The sequence below is a fragment of the Aurantiacibacter odishensis genome (genome assembly GCF_003605195.1).
In the GTDB taxonomy this organism is placed as follows: domain Bacteria; phylum Pseudomonadota; class Alphaproteobacteria; order Sphingomonadales; family Sphingomonadaceae; genus Alteraurantiacibacter; species Alteraurantiacibacter odishensis.
On record NZ_QYOS01000022.1, the window covers coordinates 258315 to 276780 of the forward strand.

An 18466-nucleotide genomic window follows, 5' to 3' on the forward strand; every position below is an offset into this window, starting at 1 on the left:
ATAACGCGAGTCCCGGCAAAGCGGGACCGACACAAACAAAGGAGAGAGTAAATGGCCACGCAGATGAAAGCACCGCCTTCCGACAAGAAGGAAATCGTTGACATCAAGTACCCCTACGCCGACCTTGTGAAGCGTACGTCCCCCGGCGGCCGCTATATCGATGCGCCCAGCGACGAGGAAAGCCCCTGGGTGCCCTTCGGCGACAACGCCGCGATCAAACACATCGCTTTCGACGTGCGGCAGAACCTGTTCTCCAACATCCTGTGGGTGAAGAGCCCCGGCGTGATCGGCACGCACTTCCACCGCGGCACCATCCTGATGGTCTGCCTCGAAGGCAGCGTGCGCTATCTGGAATACGACTGGGTTGCGACGCCGCACGGCGTGATCCTGGAAACTCCGGGCGAAAGTCACACTCTCGTGACCGAACATGCCGACGGCGTGAAACTGTTCGGCTGGATGCAAGGCCCGATCGATTTCTTCGACGGCGACGGCAAGTACGTGGAAACGACCGACGTGTTCTGGTTCATGAACCACTACGAGACATACTGCCGCGAAAACGGCCTGCCCATCAACGAGAAGCTCTACCTTTAAGGAGGCAAGCGACGTGGCCACACAGGAAAAGCCCAAACCCAAATCGTCTCTGGGGGCGAAGACGGCTGCCGAGGCGGGTGCGTTCAGGATTGTGAACGTGCCCGAGACCTACAAGCACGTGATCGACGAATACGTGCGCGATGGCACCTACGTCTCCACCGACGAGGCGGAGAGCCCGTGGGTGCCCTTCGGCGACAACGCCGCGATCCGGCACCTGGCTTTCGATGTCCGCAACAACGTCTACGCCAACGTGCTGTGGATCAAGAGCGCGGGCGTGATCGGCACGCACAAGCACCGCGGCATGGTGTGGGCGATCGGGCTGGAAGGCACATTCCGCTACCTCGAATACGACTGGGTTTGCGGTCCGGGCGATTTCATCACCGAATTCCCCGGCCACGCGCACACCCTCGTCACGGACGAGCCAGACGGCATGAAGGCCTTCTTCTGGATGCAGGGCGCCAACGAGTTCTACGACGAGAACGGCGAACACGTGGAAACGCTCGACGTGTGGTGGTTCATCAACCACTACGAAAGCTACTGCAAGGAACAAGGCATACCGATCAATCGTCAGTTGTATCTGTAATCAGGACAATTTCCCCGGATCGCCGATCCGGGGCTGACGCGAGAGGAATAGCATGTCTGATACCCCGGGAACGCTAGACCAGTTCGATATCAAGGGCCGCTCGGCGCTGGTGACGGGCGCCGCAAGCGGCATCGGCCTCGCCTATGCCGAGGCCATGGCCGAAGCGGGCGCCAAGGTGACGATCACCGATATCGATGCCGAGGGTGCCGCGCGGGAGGCCGACCGGCTCTCGCACGAAGGATACGAAGTGCGCTGGGACACTGTCGACGTGTCCGACCTCGACCAGGTGGCCCGCGCCTTCGACCACCACGTAAAGGCCTACGGCGGCTGCGACATTGCCTTTGCCAATGCCGGCCTCGACGTGGGCGACGGGTTCTGGAGCCCGGAAGACAAGCGCAACCCAGATGGCCAGATCGACGTCTATTCCAAGGACAAATGGGACAAGTCCATCGCCATCAACCTGACGGGCGTGTTCCACACCGTGCGCGAGGCCGCGCGGGTGATGAAGGCGAACGAGGGCAACGGCTATCGCCGGGGCGGCTCCATCGTCATCACCTCCTCCAACGCCGCGGAAGTGAACGAGGCCATCGTCGGCGTGCCCTACATGGCGGCAAAGGCGGGCGTGAAGCATTTCATGCGCCATTCCGCCTACGAACTCGCTGCGTTCGGCATCCGCGTGAACGCCATCGCGCCGGGCCCTTTCGTCACCAATATCGGCGATGGCTGGGTGAAGAAGAACCCGAAAGCGAAAGAGGCCTGGGACAAGCTGGTGCCCGTGGGCCGCATGGCCGAAACCTACCAGATCAAACCTCTTGCCCTGCTGCTGGCCAGTGACGCGGGCAGCTACATGACCGGCGCGCACGTGATGATTGACGGCGGCATGCAGCTTGGCCCGATCAAGCCATTGAACGACTAGCCCGCGCTCGTTACGAGTGCATTTGACAATATGTAAATTTCTGGAGAAGCGATGACCACCCCCGCACGCGCCGCAATCTGCCGTGGCAATTCCGAACCCTTCAAGATCGAGGACGTGGAACTGGACGACCTGCGCCCTGACGAACTGCGCATCCGCGTGGTCGCCTGCGGGGTCTGCCACACAGACATGGCCGTGCGGGACGAGCAGCTGCCCGTCCCTCACCCTGTCGTGCTGGGCCACGAGGGCGCGGGCATCGTGGAGGAAGTGGGCAGCGCGGTAACGGTCGCCAAGCCGGGCGACCGCGTGGTGATGAGCTTCAACTCCTGCGGCGAATGCCCGAGCTGCTCCATCGACGCGCCGACCTATTGCTACAACTTCTTCCCGCACAACTGGAGCGGCAAGCGCGCCGACGGCTCGCCCGTCATGTTCAAGGGCGGAGAGCCGATGAACGCCAACTTCTTCGGCCAGTCCAGCTTCGCCACCCACGCCATCGCGCACGAGGCGAACACGGTGAAGATCGCCGACAGTGCCGCCGATATCCCGCTCGAACGCATCGCCCCCATCGGTTGCGGCCTGATGACGGGGGCGGGTGCAGTGCTGCGTTCCATGCAGGTGCGCAAGGGTATGCCGATCGCCGTGTTTGGTGCGGGCACGGTGGGCATGGCCGCGATCATGGCGGCAAAGATTGCCGGTGCGAACCCGATCATCGCCGTCGACGTGAACGACAAGCGGCTGGAACTGGCGAAGGAGTTGGGCGCGACCCACGCCTTCAACGGCAAGGACGGCGCAATGGACAAGATCCGCGAGCTGGTGCCGCAGGGCCTCGGCTATGCATTCGATACGACCGGGATCAACACGCTGATCCAGGAGGCATGGGGCCTGCTGGCCCCGATGGGCATCTGCGGCATCGTCGGCGCGTCCGATCCGTCCGACAACCTTACCTTCAACGAAGCCGAATTCATGGGCGGCGGCCGCCGCGTGATGGGCATTCTCGGCGGAGACAGCGATGTCGGCCCGTTCCTCAACGAACTGCTGGACTACCACGTGAAAGGCCAGTTCCCGTTCGAGAAGCTGATCGGCTATTTCGATTTCGACCAGATCAACGAGGCGATCCACGCCAGCGAGGACGGCAGCGTGGTGAAGCCTGTGCTGCGCATTTCGCCTGAGTAACTGTCGGCGGCGCGTAAGAAGGGGAGGGAATAAATGTTGAGATACATGATTGCAGGCCTGGCGATGGCCTTTGCCACCCCTGCCCTTGCGGACGACCACGAGGAACCGCCGCTTCGGGTGGAAGTGCTGCGCACCAGTGCAGGCTCGCTCCACGTCAATTCCGCGCTCATCATGGGGGAGCGGGACGCCGTCCTGGTCGACCCGCCCTTCACCCTCGCCGATGCGCACCGCGTGGCAGCGATGGTGCTGGATAGCGGCAAGAATCTGACGCACATCTTCGTCACCCACGACCATCCCGACCACTTCTTCGCGATGGAGGTGCTGGAGGAAGCCTTCCCCGACGCGGAAATCGTAGCGCACGAGACCGTGGTGGCCGATATCTGGCGTTCCCTGCCGTTCAAGGTGGAACGCTGGAGTCCTATTCTGGCGGGCAACGGCCCCGCCTATCCCAGTGCCCCGCACGCGCTGACGAGCGATACGATCATGCTGGAGGGCCACGAACTGCGCGTGCTCGGCCCGATGCAGGGCGATCACCGCAATTCCACCGCGCTCTGGGTGCCGGAAATCCGCGCCCTGCTGCCGGGTGACCTCGTATTCAACGAGGTCCACCTGTGGCTGGGGGAACATGACCTCGACGCCGTTGCCGCCTGGCGCGCAAGCATGGACAGTCTGGAAGAATTGCAGCCCGAAATCGTTGTCGCCGGTCACGCACGCCCGGGCCTGCCGGACGACATCAGCGGGATAGAATTCACCTACCGCTATCTCGACGCGTGGCCGGGGCTGGTTGCCGATGCCGCCGATTCCGACGACCTGCAGGCAAAGGTGCGCGCGGCCTTCCCCACTACGATTGACGTGCTGGACGATTTCATCCTCGTCAATTCCACCGAAGTCGCCATGGGCGAACAACCGATCTGGACCGAATAGAAACCGATGAAAGCCGTCACTTTCCAGGGACTGCACCAGCCGCTCGCGTTCGAGGACGTGCCCGATCCCACGCCCGGCGAAGGCGAACTGGTGGTTGAGGTGGGCCGCTGCGGCATCTGCGGCAGTGATCTGCACATGACCGAGGACGCCGCTTACGGCTGCAAGCACGGCGATATCCTCGGCCACGAATTTGCCGGCGAAGTGGTTGCGCTGGGCAAGGATACAAAGGGCCACAAGGTCGGCGACCTCGTTTCCGTGATCCCGCTGATGAGCTGTGGCGAATGCGAACATTGCCGCAAGGGCACGGTGCAATGGTGCGAGAAATTCGGCCTGCAGGGTGGCGGCTACGCGCAATACGCCGTGACCCGTCCCAACCAGTGCGTGCCGCTGCCCAGCGACCTGACCTTGGCCGACGGCGCGATCATCGAACCGCTGGCGGTGGCGCTGCACGGTATCAACCTCTCGGGAATGAAAACGGGCGACAGGGTGCTGGTTCTGGGCGCCGGTCCCATCGGCCTTGCAGTCGCCTTCTGGGCGAAGCGTTTCGGCGCAGGCAAAGTGGCGGTGCAGGACATTGCCACGTTCCAGCAGGGCCGCGCGCTGGAAATGGGCGCAGACGTCTTCGTGGTCGACCCCGAAAACCCCATTGAAAGCGCGAAGCAGGGTCTGGGCGGAGAGGCGGACATCGTTTTCGAATGCGTCGGCATTCCCGGCCTGATCGACCAGTCGGTGCAGCAGGTCCGCCCCGACGGCACCATCGTTCTGCTGGGCCTGTGCACGAAGCCCGACACGCTCAACACTTTCGTGATGCTGTCGAAACAGGTGAAGCTGGTGACAAGCGCATTCTTCACCGTGCCGGAATACGAGGCCGCGCTTGCCGCCCTGGATGCGGGTGCCTTCGCCCCGCGCCTGCTGGTGACGGACACCATCAGCCTGTCGGAAACGCCGGACGTGTTCGAAAGCCTGAAGAAACGCACCGATCAGTGCAAGGTGTTGATCGCACCCTGACGGGGGCTTAGGGCCATGTTGCCGCTGGACGGCTGACTACCACTTAGGGGCCCATGGCGAGCGAAGCAGAAAACCTGGACGCACCGGAGAATCCGCGCGCCAAACTGGTGCGCGGGTCGATCGCGGGTCACCTCGTCAAGCAGACGACGCCCGCCATTGTCGGCGTTGCAGCGATCATGTCCGTCGGCGTGATCGACGCCTACTTCATCGGCCAGCTCGGCGCGAACGAATTGGCGGCGATCAGCTTCATCTTCCCGGTCATCACCGCGCTCCAGAGCCTCGGCGTAGGCGTGATGGTGGGGATCAATTCCGTGGTCAGCCGCGCGCTGGGTGAAGGCGATTACGAGCGGGCCCTGGCCCGCGCGAACCTCGGCCTGATGCTGGGCTTGGCCGCCGGGATTACGCTTGGCCTCCTGCTGTTCGTGCTGCGCCAGCCGCTGTTCCAGCTGATGCAGGCGGACGCCGAAATACTGCCGCTGATCGATCAGTACATGAAGCCCTACGCCTTCGGTTTCGTGCTGATGATGACGATGATGGGCGCGAACGGCGTGCTGCGCGGACAAGGTGCGGCCAAGAGCAACACGGCCGTGCTTGTGATCTACTCCATCGCCAACTGGATACTCGACCCGATCCTGATCACCGGTGCCTTCGGGATCGAGGGCTTCGGCGTCGCGGGCGCGGCCTATGCCACCATCGGCGGCTGGATCGTCGGCATCGTCGCGGCTTTCTGGCTGCTGGAACGGCACGACCTGCCATTCCGCCCATCGGCTGTGAAGAACTGCCGCATCGGTGTGCAGCTCAGGGCGCTCACCCGCGTCGCCGGGCCTGCGGCTTTCACCAATTCGATCAATCCGGCAGGTCTTGCCATCCTTACCTCGCTGCTAGCCGCGGAGGGCACGGCAGCCGTCGCCGGTTTCGGCGCGGGCGGCCGCCTGCAAAGTTTCGCGGTGGTGCCATTGTTGGCGCTGTCCGGCTCCATCGGCGCGATCGTCGGCCAGAACTGGGGCGCGCGCCAGTACGACAGGGCGCGCCGCGCACTGGTGCAGGCGGGCCTGTTCTGCGTGGGCTACGGGCTGGCCGCAGCACTGGTTCTCTATACTTCGCGGGAGTGGTTCGCCGAACTGTTCAGCGACGAAGCTCAGACGCTGGAAGCTACAAGCGCCTATCTCGCGATTTCCGTCTGGGGATATGCCGGATACGGCGTGCTGATCGTCGTCAACGGTGCTCTCAACGCGATAGACAGGGCCAGCAACGCGCTAGCCCTTTCGATCAGCCGTGTGATGCTGGTGATGGTGCCGTTCGCCTGGCTGCTGCGGGGCGCACTGGGCACCCAGGCCGTCTACCTGGCGGAACTGACGGCGAACCTGCTGGGCGGCCTTGCCGCTGCGGCGATCGCGTGGTTGGTGCTGTGGAAGCGCCCCGGCGAAAAAGCCGCCGGGGACGCTTGAAGCAAAGCCTTTAGTCCAGCGGGCGGCTGGAACCGAAGAACAGCGCCTGGCTGATCGCCGCACGCACCGTGTCTTCCTGGAAAGGCTTGGTGATGAGGTAGGTCGGCTCCGGACGGTCTCCCGTAAGCAGGCGTTCCGGGTATGCGGTGATGAAGATCACCGGCACCGACTGGATGGCGAGAATGTCGTCCACCGCATCGAGGCCCGAGGAACCGTCGGCAAGCTGGATATCGGCCAGCACGAGGCCCGGCGTCTTGTCGGCAACCACGTCCTGCGCCTGCGTGCGGGTTGCCGCCGTGCCGCAGATTTCGTGGCCGAGCGACTTCACGAGGTCTTCAAGCTGCATGGAGATCAGCGGCTCGTCCTCGATGATGAGAACGCTGGTTGCACTTTCGCGCTCAATCTCTGCAATCGCCTCGCGAACGAGTGACTCGACGTCGTCCGCGCTCATGTCCATGATTTCGGCTGCCTCCTCGGTCGAGAAATCCTCGACCGTGGTGAGCAGCAATGCCTGGCGGTTGACGGGCGTGATCCGCTTCAGCTGGTCCTGCGCGGCAATCTCGTGGGTGCTGCCGATGGATTCGGCACTTTCCACTTCCATGTAGGCGCTGGACCAGACCTTGTTGAATGTCTTGTAAAGAGGAACGCGTCCGCCACGCAGGCTGTCGGCGACGCTTTCGTCCGCCAGTGCAGCTTCCAGCGTGGCCTGGACAAACGCATCGCCAGTCGACTGCGAGCCCGTGAGAGCGCGCGCGTAGCGGCGGAGAAACGGCAGGTGTGCAGCAACTTCGGCACCAATACTCATAGAAACCCTTCCCGATTGTAGGTGTCACGTGAACGCGCGCGATGCGCTTGGGTTCCAAGTGGCACTTCCAACGTGATTTTCCAGCTGTGAATGACCCGCATCCAATGACAGCCTGTTTTCGATTTTCAAAGTCGCCCGAACATTTTTCGGTTTTTTTTGAAAGTGCGGGGAACCGCTTTTCGCAGCGGTCATTTAGTCTATGTCACCGCCGAGACCCCCCTCCCGTCCAAGCGGCTGGTGATACGATCCCAAGAGGCCTCCGATCACAAGATCGGAGGCCTTTTTTTTAGCCTCGCGATGGATGACAGTAGCTGTGCAGAGGCACACTTGTGGCACGCACCAACACGGCTTTGAAATGTCGAAGTGTTGCGTGTCAGCCCAGGAGGCGGGAAAACAGGCCGCGTTTGCGCCCTGCGGCCATGACCTCGACCAGCTTGTCGGGGTCGTAGGGCTTTTCGAACACCGGGCCCATCAGCGCGATTTCCTTGGGGATGTCGTCGGGCGAGCCGGTAGAAAATGCTATCCAGGGCCGCTTCGGGCCGAGCAGATCGACCAGTTCGGCCAACGCCCAGCCGTCGTCGCGATCGGCAAGGTGCACGTCCAGCACGATGGCGTCCAGCTTCTCGCCGTCCTCCAGCTGCTCCATCGTCGATTGCATGGTGTGGCAGATGATCACTTCCTCGGCACCGCCACGCAGCAAGGCATCCTCCAGCGACATCGCCAGGACGGCATCGTCTTCCACCAGCAGAACGCGGCCAAGCTTTGGCTGCTTGCGCGGCTTGCCGGAACGGGCGCTGGATACGGCAGTCTTGCTCATTGGCCTCCGAAGGGGGTGCTGGCGCTCCGGAATTCGGAAACGACCCTGGCGAAGCAACGCTGCTCCACGCCGCCAAGTTCCCCGTGACGTAAAGGACAGAATCAAAGATTCTTATGATAGAGCCGGTACTCGCGATTGACCTTCGCCCCGATGGCATCGGCGATGGCAACCATGCCCTGGTTGTCCTCCAGGATCCAGCCCACCTCCGCCCTCTCGGCATCGAAGCGACCCACTGAATAGCGGCGGATGTACTCGATCATCATGAAAGCGAGCTGGCTGGCCATGCGGCTGTTCTGGTATTTGGGTACCACGCCCATCAGTGGCACGCGCCAGTTGAGCGAGTCCGGGTTGCGCAGCCACCACAGCAGCTTCAGCCAGTTGAACGGGAAGAGCTTGCCGCCGTAATCCTTGATCTTCAGGTTGATATCCGGCCAGGAAAGCATGAAGGCAGCCGGCTCCCCGTCGACGAAGGCGATCATGTTCGCGCCCTGCTTCGTCAGCGGCTTCAGCTTGTTCGAGGCATAGACCTTCTCTGCCTCGGTAAAGGGCACATAGCCCCAATTGGTGGACCAGGCGGAGTTGAGGATATCCATGCAGATCGCGGCATCGTCCTCGAAATTCTTGGTATCGACCATTCGCACATGGATGCGACTGGATTTTTCGCCCGATGCGACGATCCGGTCGATCAGCGGCGGAAAGCCATCCTCGATCCTGAGGTCGTAGGTCAGCAGCCGCTTCGCCGTTTTGTATCCCTGTGCCTCGACCCAGCCCTGATACGCCGCGTTGTGGTGGCCCATCATGATCATCGGCGGATGGTCGTGACCCTTGGTGAGCAGGCCAGGCTCATCCCAGACAGAAAGGCTCATCGGCGCCAGAACCCGCGTCATGCCCTGTTCGCGCAGCCAGTCCTCCGCGCGGGCGATCAGCGCGGCCATAACGGCCTCGTCAAAGGCCTCCATCAGGCCCCAGTTGCCCGTTCCCGGACCGCTGCCCTGCTCTGGCGGCTGCGCGAGCGCGAGTTCGTCGTAATGCGCGGAAATGCGGCCAACCACCTTGTCCCCGCGCCGTGCCAGGAACAGCTGCACCTTGGCGTGTTCGAAGAAGGGGTTCTTCTTCTCGTCCAGCAATTCGCGCACTTCCATGCGCAGCGGCGGCACCCAGTTGGGATCGCCCTTGTTCAGTTCGAAGGCGATTTCGATGAATGCATCGAGGTCGCCCTTGCCGGAAACCGGGGCAATATCTATCTTCTGGCTCACACACTTGGCCTTTCGTTCATATCGCGTTCGCTCTTGATATGCATCAAGGCCCTGTCAAGTAATCCGGCTCAAGAGAACTTGGCCACCCGCGTCGGAACGTAGACCCCCGGCCCATCGCCCTTATCGACAATTTGCAGTATAGAGCCGCCCCATGGAAGCGACGAGCAACATTCCCGAGCAAGACAGCGCCGCTGCCCCCGTGCAGCGCCGGCGCGTGCATGCGCAGATTCCCGACGACAAGGCGATGCTTCGCGCGGCGGCTGAACTGACGCGCGACATCAATACCGCTCGCCCGGAAATCTACTGGCCGGACATGATCGTCTCCGCCCTCGTTGGCTATGCCACGATGGCTGGTGCCATCCTGGTGGAAAGCACCTGGCTTGCCATCGCGCTGGGTATCGTTTCGGTCTTCGCGCTCTACCGGGCGCTGCTGTTCATTCACGAGATCAGTCACCTGCACCGCGATGCCCTGCCGGGCTTTCGCGCCGGGTGGAACCTGCTGGTCGGCATTCCGCTGCTGACGCCCAGCCTGATGTACGAGAACGTCCACACGCTGCACCACGCGCGAACAAAGTACGGCACGATCGAGGACCCGGAATACATGCCGCTGGCGCTGATGAAGCCGTGGAGCCTGCCGCTGTTCGTGCTGGTCGCCGCGCTCGCACCCGTCGCGCTGATCGTGCGCTGGGGCATTATCGCGCCCATCGGGCTGATCGTGCCGCCCCTGCGCCGCTTCGCCTGGGAGCGCCTGTCTGCGCTTTCCATCAACCCCTCGTTCCGTCGCCGCCCGGCGGAAGACAGGGAACGCGGCTGGTTCCTGTTCCAGCAGGTCGGCGCAAGCCTGTGGGCGATGTTCCTGATTTCCACGCCGTTCTGGCTGGGCTGGCGGCCGCTGCTGATCGCTGCTGGCATCACCGCCGCTGTCGCCGTGTTCAACCAGCTTCGCACGCTGGTGGCGCACCTGTGGGAGAACGATGGCGAGGCCATGACCGTGACCGCGCAGTATCTCGACAGCGTGAACGTGCCCAGCTTCATCGCGGGCATCTGGGCGCCTGTGGGCCTGCGTTATCATGCGCTGCACCACCTCGTGCCGTCTATGCCCTACCACTCGCTGCACGAGGCGCATAAGCGCATCTCGGCGAAGCTGGGCGATACTTCGACCTTTGCCGAGGCGAGCCATCCGGGGATGATCCCGCTTGTCGGCCGCATCGCCCGCAGCACGATGGGTCGGCGCGAAGGCTAGACCCTAGTCCAGTTCGCAAATCATCGCACACCGCCGCTCCGGTGGAAGGCCCGCTTCCGTTGCGGCCTCCAGTCCGGCGGCCAGACGCGGATGCTCGTCCAGTGCATCGATGACGGTGAAGCCGTGCCGAACATAGAACGGCGCATGAAACGCAATGTCGCGGAAGGTGTGCAACGTAATTGCCCGGAAGCCTGCGTTGCGGGCATCGATCTGCAAGGCGCGCAGCAAGGTTGCACCGATGCCACGCCGCTGGAAAGCGCGGGCAACGCTGAGTTCGTGCAGGTGCAATTCGCGCCCGGCGGGCCGCGCGGCGGCGAAACCAACCACATTGTCCTCGCTGGTAGCGGACAGGCTCTGGCGCTGGGCGATAATCGCCCGATACTGCTCTGCCGAGCGCGGAGCGGGCATGGCGATGTCCACCAGCGACGGCTCTGTCAGGAACAGGCGGGCTGCGTCCTCCTCGACTTCCGCAAACTGTTCGGCATCTTCGGGGCGCGCGAGGCGCAAGGACCAGTCCGCAGCCGTCATTCCTCGGTGCGGACCAGGACAGTTTCGCCCACCAGCAGGAACAGGAAGAATGGCGCCCATGCCGCCAGCAGCGGCGGGTAGCCGCCGAAACTGCCCATGGCGAGCGCGGCATTGTCGACCACGAAATAGGCGAAACCCAGCGCCATGCCGATAACCGCGCGCGCAAACAGCTTGCCCGAACGCGCAAGGCCGAAACCCGCGACTGCTCCCAGCAGCGGCATGAGGACGGCGGAAAGCGGGCCCGAAATCTTGTGCCACCACTTGGCTTCCAGCTCGCCTGTCCGGCGGCCCGCGCCCTGCAGCGCCTCAATACTTTCGGAAAGGCTGGCGAGCGGCTGCGCATCGGCGTCGACACGGCGCAATTCGACCTGCGCGATCTCCACGCCGGGCGCGACGGTAATGCTGTCGATCGCCTGCGTCTGCGCGCTCGCCACGGTGAATGCGGAGGCATCTTCCAGCAGCCATCCGGGGGACGCAAACGAGGCGCGATCGGCTGTGATCTGCCGGGTGATCATGCCGCCATCATCCCGCTCGTAGAACGTGACGTCGGTCAGCACCGTTTCCGCCCCGCGGCCCGACAGCGTGCTGCCCATCAGCACGTCGTTGCCGTCGTTGAAATAGACATTGCTGCGCGCCTCCCGGTCCTCGGGGATGGCAGCGTATTCCACGTCCTCCCACACTTTGAGCGTTGCCGTGGCGCGGGTGACGATGCGTTCGTTGAAAGCGAAAGAAATGACTGCCACCACCATGCCGATCAACAGCAGCGGCGCGAGGATCTGGTGCGCGGACAGGCCAGCCGCCTTCATCGAGATTACTTCGGAGTTCTGGTTCAGCCCGGCCAGCGTGATAATCGTCGCCAATAGCACCGAGTAGGGCAGGAACCGCGCGACAAGCTGCGGCGCGCGCAGGCTGGCATAAAGCCATACCTCAGAATCGCCGTTCCCCGGCACGGCGAGGATGTCTCCCGTCTTGCCCAGCATGTCGAGCGCCAGCAGCACCAGCACCAGCATGGCGAGCACCGCCACGATGCGCACGGCGAACATCTTCGCCAGATAGATCGTCAGCGTGCGGGAGGGGAAAAAATCAAGCAGCACCTGGCGCGCCCCCCTGCCGTTGCATGTTCTCTTCCTGCTGCTCGTGCAGGTCCTCTTCCGGCACCAGCCCGCGCAGCTTGTCGCGCCCGATCAGCTTTTTCAGGCGGCGGGCAATCTTGGAATAGAAGCTTTCGAGGAAGCCGATAGCCTGTCCGCCGGGAACGAAGGCGACCTGATAATACATCCAGCTGATAAGCGCGAACAGCACCGCAAACGGCCCCCACAAGGCAAGGAAGGGGTCGATCCGGCCGATCTCCGCCACCTCCGAACCGTACTGGTTGATCTTGTGATAGGCGACGACGATCACGATGGAGAGGAACACGCCGAGGGCGGAGGTGCTGCGCTTGGGCGGCACGGCCAGCGCCACGGCAAGGAACGGTAGCATCAGCATCATCACCACTTCGACCATCCGGTAGTTGAAGTTGGCCTGACTGCCCGCGCGTTCCTCCGCCGTGCTGTCGGGGCTCCAGCCGATCTCCAGCAGTTCGGGTAGCACATATTCGCGTTCGTCCTCTCCGCGAGCGCGGAATTCCTCGATAGCGGGCAGGTCTATCGGCAGGTCGTGCTGGCTGAAGCTGAGCACGCGCGGACTCCCCTCGGCCACGTCGTGCACGATCACCCCGTCCACCAGCCGCAGGATGATGGTGTTGCGATCTTCCCGGTTGGCGAGGAAGCGGCCCTCGCGCGCAGAGATGGAAAGCACCTGACCGGCATCGTCTGACACGCGGGCAAAGATGCCCATCAGCTGGCGTCCTTCGTCCTCGCTCTCCTCGATCCGCAGGGCCATGCGGTCCTCGATGGTGTTGAACTCGCCCACCTTGATCGAAGCGCCCAGCGCGCCGGATCGAAGCTCGAACTCCATCTCCTCGTAGGCGAAACGCGCCTGCGGCTGGATGAAACCGACGATGGCGAAATTCAGCGCGACGAGTGCGAAGGTGATGAGGAACGGCACGCGCAGCAGCCGGGTGTAGGACCAGCCGACCGCGCGCATCACGTCCAGCTCGCTGGAAATGGCGAGTTTACGGAATGCGAAGAGGATGCCGAGCAGCAATCCCAGCGGAATGGCGAGCCCGGCATATTCGGGCACGAGATTGATGAGCATCTCGAACACGATGCTGATCGGCCCGCCTTCCACACTGACGAAATCGAATAGCCGCAGCATCTTTTCCAGCAGCAGCAGGCTGGCGGCCAGCACGAACACGCCGATCATCGGCACGATCACGAGCCGGAAGATATAGCGGTCTGTAGCGGTGATGAAGCGGGACACGTGCCAGTCTGACGCTGCGGAAGGGTTAGGGTTCCCGCGCCTTAGCGACAAATCCTGTCGCGGTCATGTATTGAATTGTACAGGCTTTGGCCTTGGGCGAGCGAAGGCTCAGGCCTTCTCAAGCGTGCATTGCAGCGGATGCTGGTTTTCCCGAGCGAAATCCATCACCTGGTTCACCTTGGTTTCGGCCACTTCGTAAGGAAAAATGCCGCAAACGCCCACGCCGCGCTGGTGAACGTGCAGCATGACGCGGGTCGCCTGCTCCAGGTCCATGCGGAAAAAGCGTTTCAGAACCATCACGACGAACTCCATCGGGGTGTAGTCGTCGTTCAGCATCAGCACCTTGTACTGGCTGGGCTTTTTGGGCTTCGCGCGGGTCTTGGTAGCGACGCCGACCTGCCCCTGGCCGTCGCCCACGCCGCCTTCGTCACCATCCTCGTCAGCGGCGACAACGGCCCAGCGGTGGGCAGTAGAAAGGGGATCGGTGCGGGTCATTTCCTGCGCGAATATCGTATCGAATGTGCTGGCTGCAAGTGCGGTTTTGCAATTTCGCCGCGGTTTGCATCCGGTCCGGACAGCATTCGGGCCGGACAGCCTGGCTGCCCGGCCCGTCAACTGATCGCCGTGGGAGAGGAGAGGTTTCGGCGATCGGTAACTGTTGAAAGCCGTTAGGCAACCTTCGACATCTTCTCGGCGGCCACGTTCACGCGGGCCGACAGCGGAGCGGCGACGTCGTTCGCCATCTTCATGGTCGCGTCGGTCGTCTTGGACGACATGGCGACCATGGCATCGAAGTTGCGACGCATGATCTTGCCCTGCAGCTGGAACAGCTCGGTCGGGCTCTTGATGCTGGCCATGTCCTTGATGTCGGCAGTGGCGGTTTCGTAGGCCATCTTGGCTTCGTCAGCCATCGTCTGGCCCATGCCCTGCAGCGACTCGGTGAACACCTTGCCGGTTTCGACCATGGCTTCGACGTTGCCCTTGGCGAAATCGGTCATCTCGCTCATGGCCTCGGTGCTCTTGTCGTAAGCGGCCTGGGTACGAGCCTGCATTTCGTTGACCGCTTCGGTCATCGTTTCGGTGATCTGCTTGCTGTAGTCGAAGTTCGGGGTAGCCATGATTTTTTCCTTGAGCTGGGTAACTGTGGGTTCGGACTTGGCGCTCGCAGCGGCCTTAGTCCGGGCCTTGGGAGCGGGGGTTTTCTTCGCCACCGGCTTCCTGGCCGGAGCGGCTTTCTTGGGCGCAGCCTTCTTGGCGGCGCGCTTCTTCGGTGCTGCCTTCCTGGCAGCAACCGGAGCCTCCTTGGCGGGGGCAGCCGTCTTCGCCTCGACCTCTGCCGGCTTGGTAGCGGCGGCGGGCGCCTTCTCGGCTGTGTCTTCGGTCTTGGACGCTGACTCGGCCATAATTCCTCGCTTGTGTCTCACTGCATTCGTTCGCGATCACGTTCTACCGCGACCTCTTGTTGCAATGCACAAATAGACCTTCGCAGGCGCGAAGTCAAGGAAAAATGTTGCAGTGCACAACGGCACTGAATCTTGTGTTGTCAGGTACTTGACCGGATCTAGCGCAACTTCACGAAGCTGCCCGGCGCGTCCTCGATTGCAGGATTGGCCTTGCTGCCGGGCTTGCGGCGGCCCGTCGCCTTGACCTTGGTGCTATCCAGCGTGGCGAGCCATTGCGCCCAGTCCGGCCACCAGCTTCCGGGATGCTCGACCGCGCCCTCGACGAACTCTTCAAGAGAGGAAAACTCTCCGTCGTTGGTCCAGTACTGGTACTTGTTCGCGGCAGGCGGATTGACCACGCCCGCGATGTGGCCGCTGCCTGCCAGCACGAAGCGGTTGGGGCCGTTGAAATGCTTCAGCGCTTCGAACACACTTTCCGGCGGAGCGATATGGTCCTCTCGCCCCGCCTGGATGTAGGTGGGGCACGCAACGCGTCGCAAGTCTATCGAAGTGCCGTCCGCGCCAAGGGCATCCGGTTCCACCAGCAGGTTGTCACGGTAGAGATCGCGCAGATACGCCGCATGCCACTTTGCCGGCAGGTTGGTGACATCGCCGTTCCAGAAAAGCAGGTCGAAGGCCGGATAGTCCTCTCCCAGCAGGTAGTGGTTGACCACGTAGTTCCAGATCAGGTCGCTGCCACGCAGCATGTTGAAGGTGGCCGCAAGGTATCGCCCGTCGAGATAGCCGCCCTTGCTGGCCTGCCGGATGAATTCCAGCTTGCCCTCGTCCACGAACAGCTTGAGTTCGCCCGCGTGCCGGAAATCCACCTGCGCGGTGAAGAATGTGGCGCTCTTCACTTTCTCGGCCTGCCCACGGCGCGCCAGCACGGCGAGCGTCGCCGCCAGCGTCGTGCCCGCCACGCAGTAGCCGATCGTGTGGACGCTCAGCACTTTCAGCCGTTCGCGCACGAAGTCGATTGCCTCGATCTGGGCGAGAATATAATCGTCCCAGTCGATGTGGGTGAGGCTCTCGTCGGCTGATTTCCAGCTGACCATGAACACCGAGATGCCCTGGTCCAGCGCCCAGCGCACGAAGCTCTTCTTCTCGTTCAGATCGAGGATGTAGAACCGGTTGATCCACGGCGGGAAGATCAGCAGCGGCACCTCCAGCACCTCGTCGGTGGTGGGACTGTAATGAATGATCTGGAACAGCTCGGTCTCGTGGATCACCTTGCCGGGCGTCGAGGCGATGTTCTCGCCCACCACGAACTTGCTGGTGTCGGTATGCGTTAGCTGGCCCTTCTCCAGGTCGTGCGTCAGTCGCTCCAACCCGCGCACCAGGTTCTCCCCCTGGGTTTCCATCGTGCGCTCCAGCACCACGGGGTTCATCATCGGGTAGTTGGCAGGGCTCATGGCGTCGAGCACGCCCTTGGTGGCAAAGCGCAGGTTCTCGCGGTCTTCCTCGGTCAATCCCTCTGCCGTGTCGACGCTTTTGGAAAGCCGTTCGGCGAACAAAAGGTAGGTCTGGTGGATCAGCGCGAAAACCGGCTGCTCGCGCCACTTCGGATCGGCGAAGCGTCGATCCTTGAAAGGCAGCGCTGCGCCCTTCTCGCCTTCACTTTCATTCGAATAATGCGACAGCACGTCGTTCCAGAGCTGCAGGCCGTCGGTCCATAATTTTTGCTGCGCCTCGGCATCCAGAAGCGGGTTTGCGGAAGACCACTTTTGCAGCGCCTCCATCCAACTTGCTGGATCGCTCAGCAGCGGGGCACCGCGTTGTTCGGGCGGTAGGCAGAATTGCAGCCAGGTCTTCTGGAACTCCATCATCGCCTCGCCCATTGCATCGATAGCCGTCTCGTCCGGAACGGAATGGGCGGCTTGCGGAGCGAAGGTCTGCATCATTTGCCGGGCTGCCTCGCCCTGCATGCGCAGCATCTCGGTGAAGATGTCGGCGGCTTCCTCGCCAGTGTCGGTATCTTTGGCCATGGCCGGCCCTTATAGAGCCAAATGCTGCAAATGGGAGGCAAACCGGCCCTTGAAGCGACGCCAGGCCGTTTGCTGCGTTGCGCTGGCAACACCTTTGCGCCAGATAGACGCCACTATTAACCCGGTTGTACCCGAGAGAAGGATCAGATGGACCAGCAATTCTACCGCATGAAGCGCCTCCCGCCCTATGTCATCGCCGAAGTCAACGCGATGCGAGCGGCCGCGCGTGCGGAAGGGCGCGACATCATCGACCTCGGCATGGGAAACCCGGACCAGCCGCCGCCGCAGCACGTGATCGACAAGCTGTGCGAAGTGGCCCAGAACCCCGATGCCCACGGCTATTCGCAATCCAAGGGTATTCCGGGCCTGCGCAAGGCCCAGGCCAGTTATTACGAGCGGCGCTTCGGCGTGGACCTCGACCCCGACAATGAAGTGGTCGTGACCCTAGGCTCCAAGGAAGGGCTCGCCAGCCTCGCGACTGCTATCACGGCGCCGGGCGATACCATCCTGGCGCCCAACCCCAGCTACCCGATCCACACGTTCGGCTTCATCATCGCTGGCGCCTCGATCCGGTCAGTGCCGACCACGCCGGATGAGAAATACTGGGAAGCGCTGGAAGCGGCGATGAACTTCACCGTACCGCGCCCGACAATCCTGGTGGTGAATTTCCCGTCGAACCCGACAGCGGAAGTGGTCGATCTGGATTTCTACAAGAAGCTCGTCGACTGGGCGAAATTCCACAAGGTATGGATCCTGTCGGACCTCGCCTATTCCGAACTCTACTACGACGGCAAGCCGACGCCTTCGATTCTGCAGGTGCCGGGCGCGAAGGACGTGGCGGTGGAATTCACCAGCCTGTCCAAGACATTCGGCATGGCCGGGTGGCGCATCGGCTTCGCAGTCGGCAACCAGACGTTGATCTCCGCGCTCGCCCGCGTGAAAAGCTACATCGACTATGGCGCCTTCACGCCGATCCAGGCCGCTGCCTGTGCAGCACTGAACGGACCGCAGGACTTCGTGGGCAAGAACCGCGAGATGTATCACAAGCGGCGCGACGTGATGGTGGAAGCATTCGGCCGTGCCGGATGGGAAATCCCGCCGCCGCCTGCCAGCATGTTCGCCTGGGCTCCGCTGCCGCCCGCGCTGAAGGAAATGGGCAGCCTCGAATTCTCCAAGCAATTGCTCACCAAGGCGGAAGTCGCCGTGGCCCCGGGTGTTGGCTATGGCGAGGATGGCGAAGGTTACGTTCGTATTGCAATGGTGGAGAACGAACAGCGCCTGCGCCAGGCCGCGCGTAACGTAAAACGCTATTTCCAGGAAATGGGCATCAACACTTCGGGGAAATGACGCGCGCGAGCGGGCGTGCCTGGCCACTCTTGCTGGCTTGCT

General features: G+C 62.7%; 18 protein-coding genes. 9 read left to right on the forward strand and 9 right to left on the reverse strand.

What is annotated here, in order from left to right; translation table 11 throughout:
• Positions 1 to 51: 51 nt before the first annotated feature.
• The 7 genes from D4Q51_RS06915 to D4Q51_RS06945 are packed head-to-tail and all read left to right on the forward strand — an operon-like array spanning position 52 to position 6640.
• Positions 52 to 591: a 2,4'-dihydroxyacetophenone dioxygenase family protein gene (locus tag D4Q51_RS06915; RefSeq protein WP_120077002.1), complete on the forward strand. Its 540-nt coding sequence runs from the start codon at positions 52 to 54 to the stop codon at positions 589 to 591.
• A 13-nt stretch (positions 592 to 604) separates the two neighbouring features.
• The gene (locus tag D4Q51_RS06920) at positions 605 to 1174 is read left to right on the forward strand and encodes a 2,4'-dihydroxyacetophenone dioxygenase family protein (protein ID WP_240624600.1); all 570 of its coding nucleotides are present in this window, start codon (positions 605 to 607) and stop codon (positions 1172 to 1174) included.
• A gap of 52 nt (positions 1175 to 1226) precedes the next feature.
• Complete coding sequence (locus tag D4Q51_RS06925) at positions 1227 to 2090, forward strand: SDR family NAD(P)-dependent oxidoreductase (protein ID WP_120077003.1); 864 nt, start codon at positions 1227 to 1229, stop codon at positions 2088 to 2090.
• A 51-nt stretch (positions 2091 to 2141) separates the two neighbouring features.
• The gene (locus D4Q51_RS06930) at positions 2142 to 3260 is read left to right on the forward strand and encodes an NAD(P)-dependent alcohol dehydrogenase (RefSeq protein ID WP_120077004.1); all 1119 of its coding nucleotides are present in this window, start codon (positions 2142 to 2144) and stop codon (positions 3258 to 3260) included.
• Between the two features lie 33 nt (positions 3261 to 3293).
• Positions 3294 to 4184: an MBL fold metallo-hydrolase gene (locus D4Q51_RS06935; protein ID WP_120077005.1), complete on the forward strand. Its 891-nt coding sequence runs from the start codon at positions 3294 to 3296 to the stop codon at positions 4182 to 4184.
• Between the two features lie 6 nt (positions 4185 to 4190).
• Complete coding sequence (locus D4Q51_RS06940; RefSeq protein WP_120077006.1) at positions 4191 to 5192, forward strand: alcohol dehydrogenase catalytic domain-containing protein; 1002 nt, start codon at positions 4191 to 4193, stop codon at positions 5190 to 5192.
• Between the two features lie 53 nt (positions 5193 to 5245).
• Entirely contained in the window at positions 5246 to 6640 is a 1395-nt protein-coding gene (locus D4Q51_RS06945; protein WP_120077007.1) for an MATE family efflux transporter, read from the forward strand.
• 10 nt (positions 6641 to 6650) lie between these two features.
• Here the strand turns inward: D4Q51_RS06945 and D4Q51_RS06950 are convergent, their stop codons facing one another.
• The 3 genes from D4Q51_RS06950 to D4Q51_RS06960 form a co-directional block, all read right to left on the reverse strand.
• Positions 6651 to 7445: a response regulator gene (locus D4Q51_RS06950; RefSeq protein ID WP_120077008.1), complete on the reverse strand. Its 795-nt coding sequence runs from the start codon at positions 7443 to 7445 to the stop codon at positions 6651 to 6653.
• Positions 7446 to 7818: 373 nt separating this feature from the next.
• Positions 7819 to 8262 (reverse strand): response regulator, encoded by a 444-nt coding sequence (locus tag D4Q51_RS06955; protein ID WP_120077009.1) that lies wholly within the window; start codon positions 8260 to 8262, stop codon positions 7819 to 7821.
• A gap of 101 nt (positions 8263 to 8363) precedes the next feature.
• On the reverse strand, positions 8364 to 9518 hold the full coding sequence (locus tag D4Q51_RS06960; protein ID WP_120077010.1) for an N-acetyltransferase: 1155 nt from the start codon (positions 9516 to 9518) through the stop codon (positions 8364 to 8366).
• A gap of 151 nt (positions 9519 to 9669) precedes the next feature.
• On the opposite strand from D4Q51_RS06960, the gene D4Q51_RS06965 reads away from it, so the two are divergent.
• The gene (locus tag D4Q51_RS06965; protein ID WP_120077011.1) at positions 9670 to 10761 is read left to right on the forward strand and encodes a fatty acid desaturase family protein; all 1092 of its coding nucleotides are present in this window, start codon (positions 9670 to 9672) and stop codon (positions 10759 to 10761) included.
• Positions 10762 to 10764: 3 nt separating this feature from the next.
• Here D4Q51_RS06965 and D4Q51_RS06970 read toward each other — a convergent pair whose 3' ends face one another.
• From D4Q51_RS06970 to D4Q51_RS06995, 6 genes are all read right to left on the reverse strand, one after another.
• Positions 10765 to 11289, reverse strand: a complete 525-nt coding sequence (locus tag D4Q51_RS06970) for a GNAT family N-acetyltransferase (protein ID WP_120077012.1) — start codon at positions 11287 to 11289, stop codon at positions 10765 to 10767.
• The gene (gene lptG / locus D4Q51_RS06975; RefSeq protein WP_120077013.1) at positions 11286 to 12383 is read right to left on the reverse strand and encodes an LPS export ABC transporter permease LptG; all 1098 of its coding nucleotides are present in this window, start codon (positions 12381 to 12383) and stop codon (positions 11286 to 11288) included. Before lptG ends, D4Q51_RS06970 begins: the two co-directional genes overlap by 4 nt.
• Complete coding sequence (locus D4Q51_RS06980; RefSeq protein WP_120077062.1) at positions 12373 to 13593, reverse strand: LptF/LptG family permease; 1221 nt, start codon at positions 13591 to 13593, stop codon at positions 12373 to 12375. Before D4Q51_RS06980 ends, lptG begins: the two co-directional genes overlap by 11 nt.
• Before the next feature lie 165 nt (positions 13594 to 13758).
• A complete protein-coding gene (gene clpS / locus D4Q51_RS06985) occupies positions 13759 to 14145 on the reverse strand; it encodes an ATP-dependent Clp protease adapter ClpS (RefSeq protein WP_240624601.1) in 387 nt (128 codons plus the stop codon).
• A 173-nt stretch (positions 14146 to 14318) separates the two neighbouring features.
• Positions 14319 to 15053, reverse strand: a complete 735-nt coding sequence (locus D4Q51_RS06990; RefSeq protein WP_120077014.1) for a phasin family protein — start codon at positions 15051 to 15053, stop codon at positions 14319 to 14321.
• A gap of 158 nt (positions 15054 to 15211) precedes the next feature.
• Positions 15212 to 17077 (reverse strand): PHA/PHB synthase family protein, encoded by a 1866-nt coding sequence (locus D4Q51_RS06995; protein ID WP_120077015.1) that lies wholly within the window; start codon positions 17075 to 17077, stop codon positions 15212 to 15214.
• Positions 17078 to 17224: 147 nt separating this feature from the next.
• Here D4Q51_RS06995 and D4Q51_RS07000 point away from each other — a divergent pair, with 147 nt between their 5' ends.
• Entirely contained in the window at positions 17225 to 18424 is a 1200-nt protein-coding gene (locus D4Q51_RS07000) for an LL-diaminopimelate aminotransferase (protein ID WP_120077016.1), read from the forward strand.
• Positions 18425 to 18466: the final 42 nt, after the last annotated feature.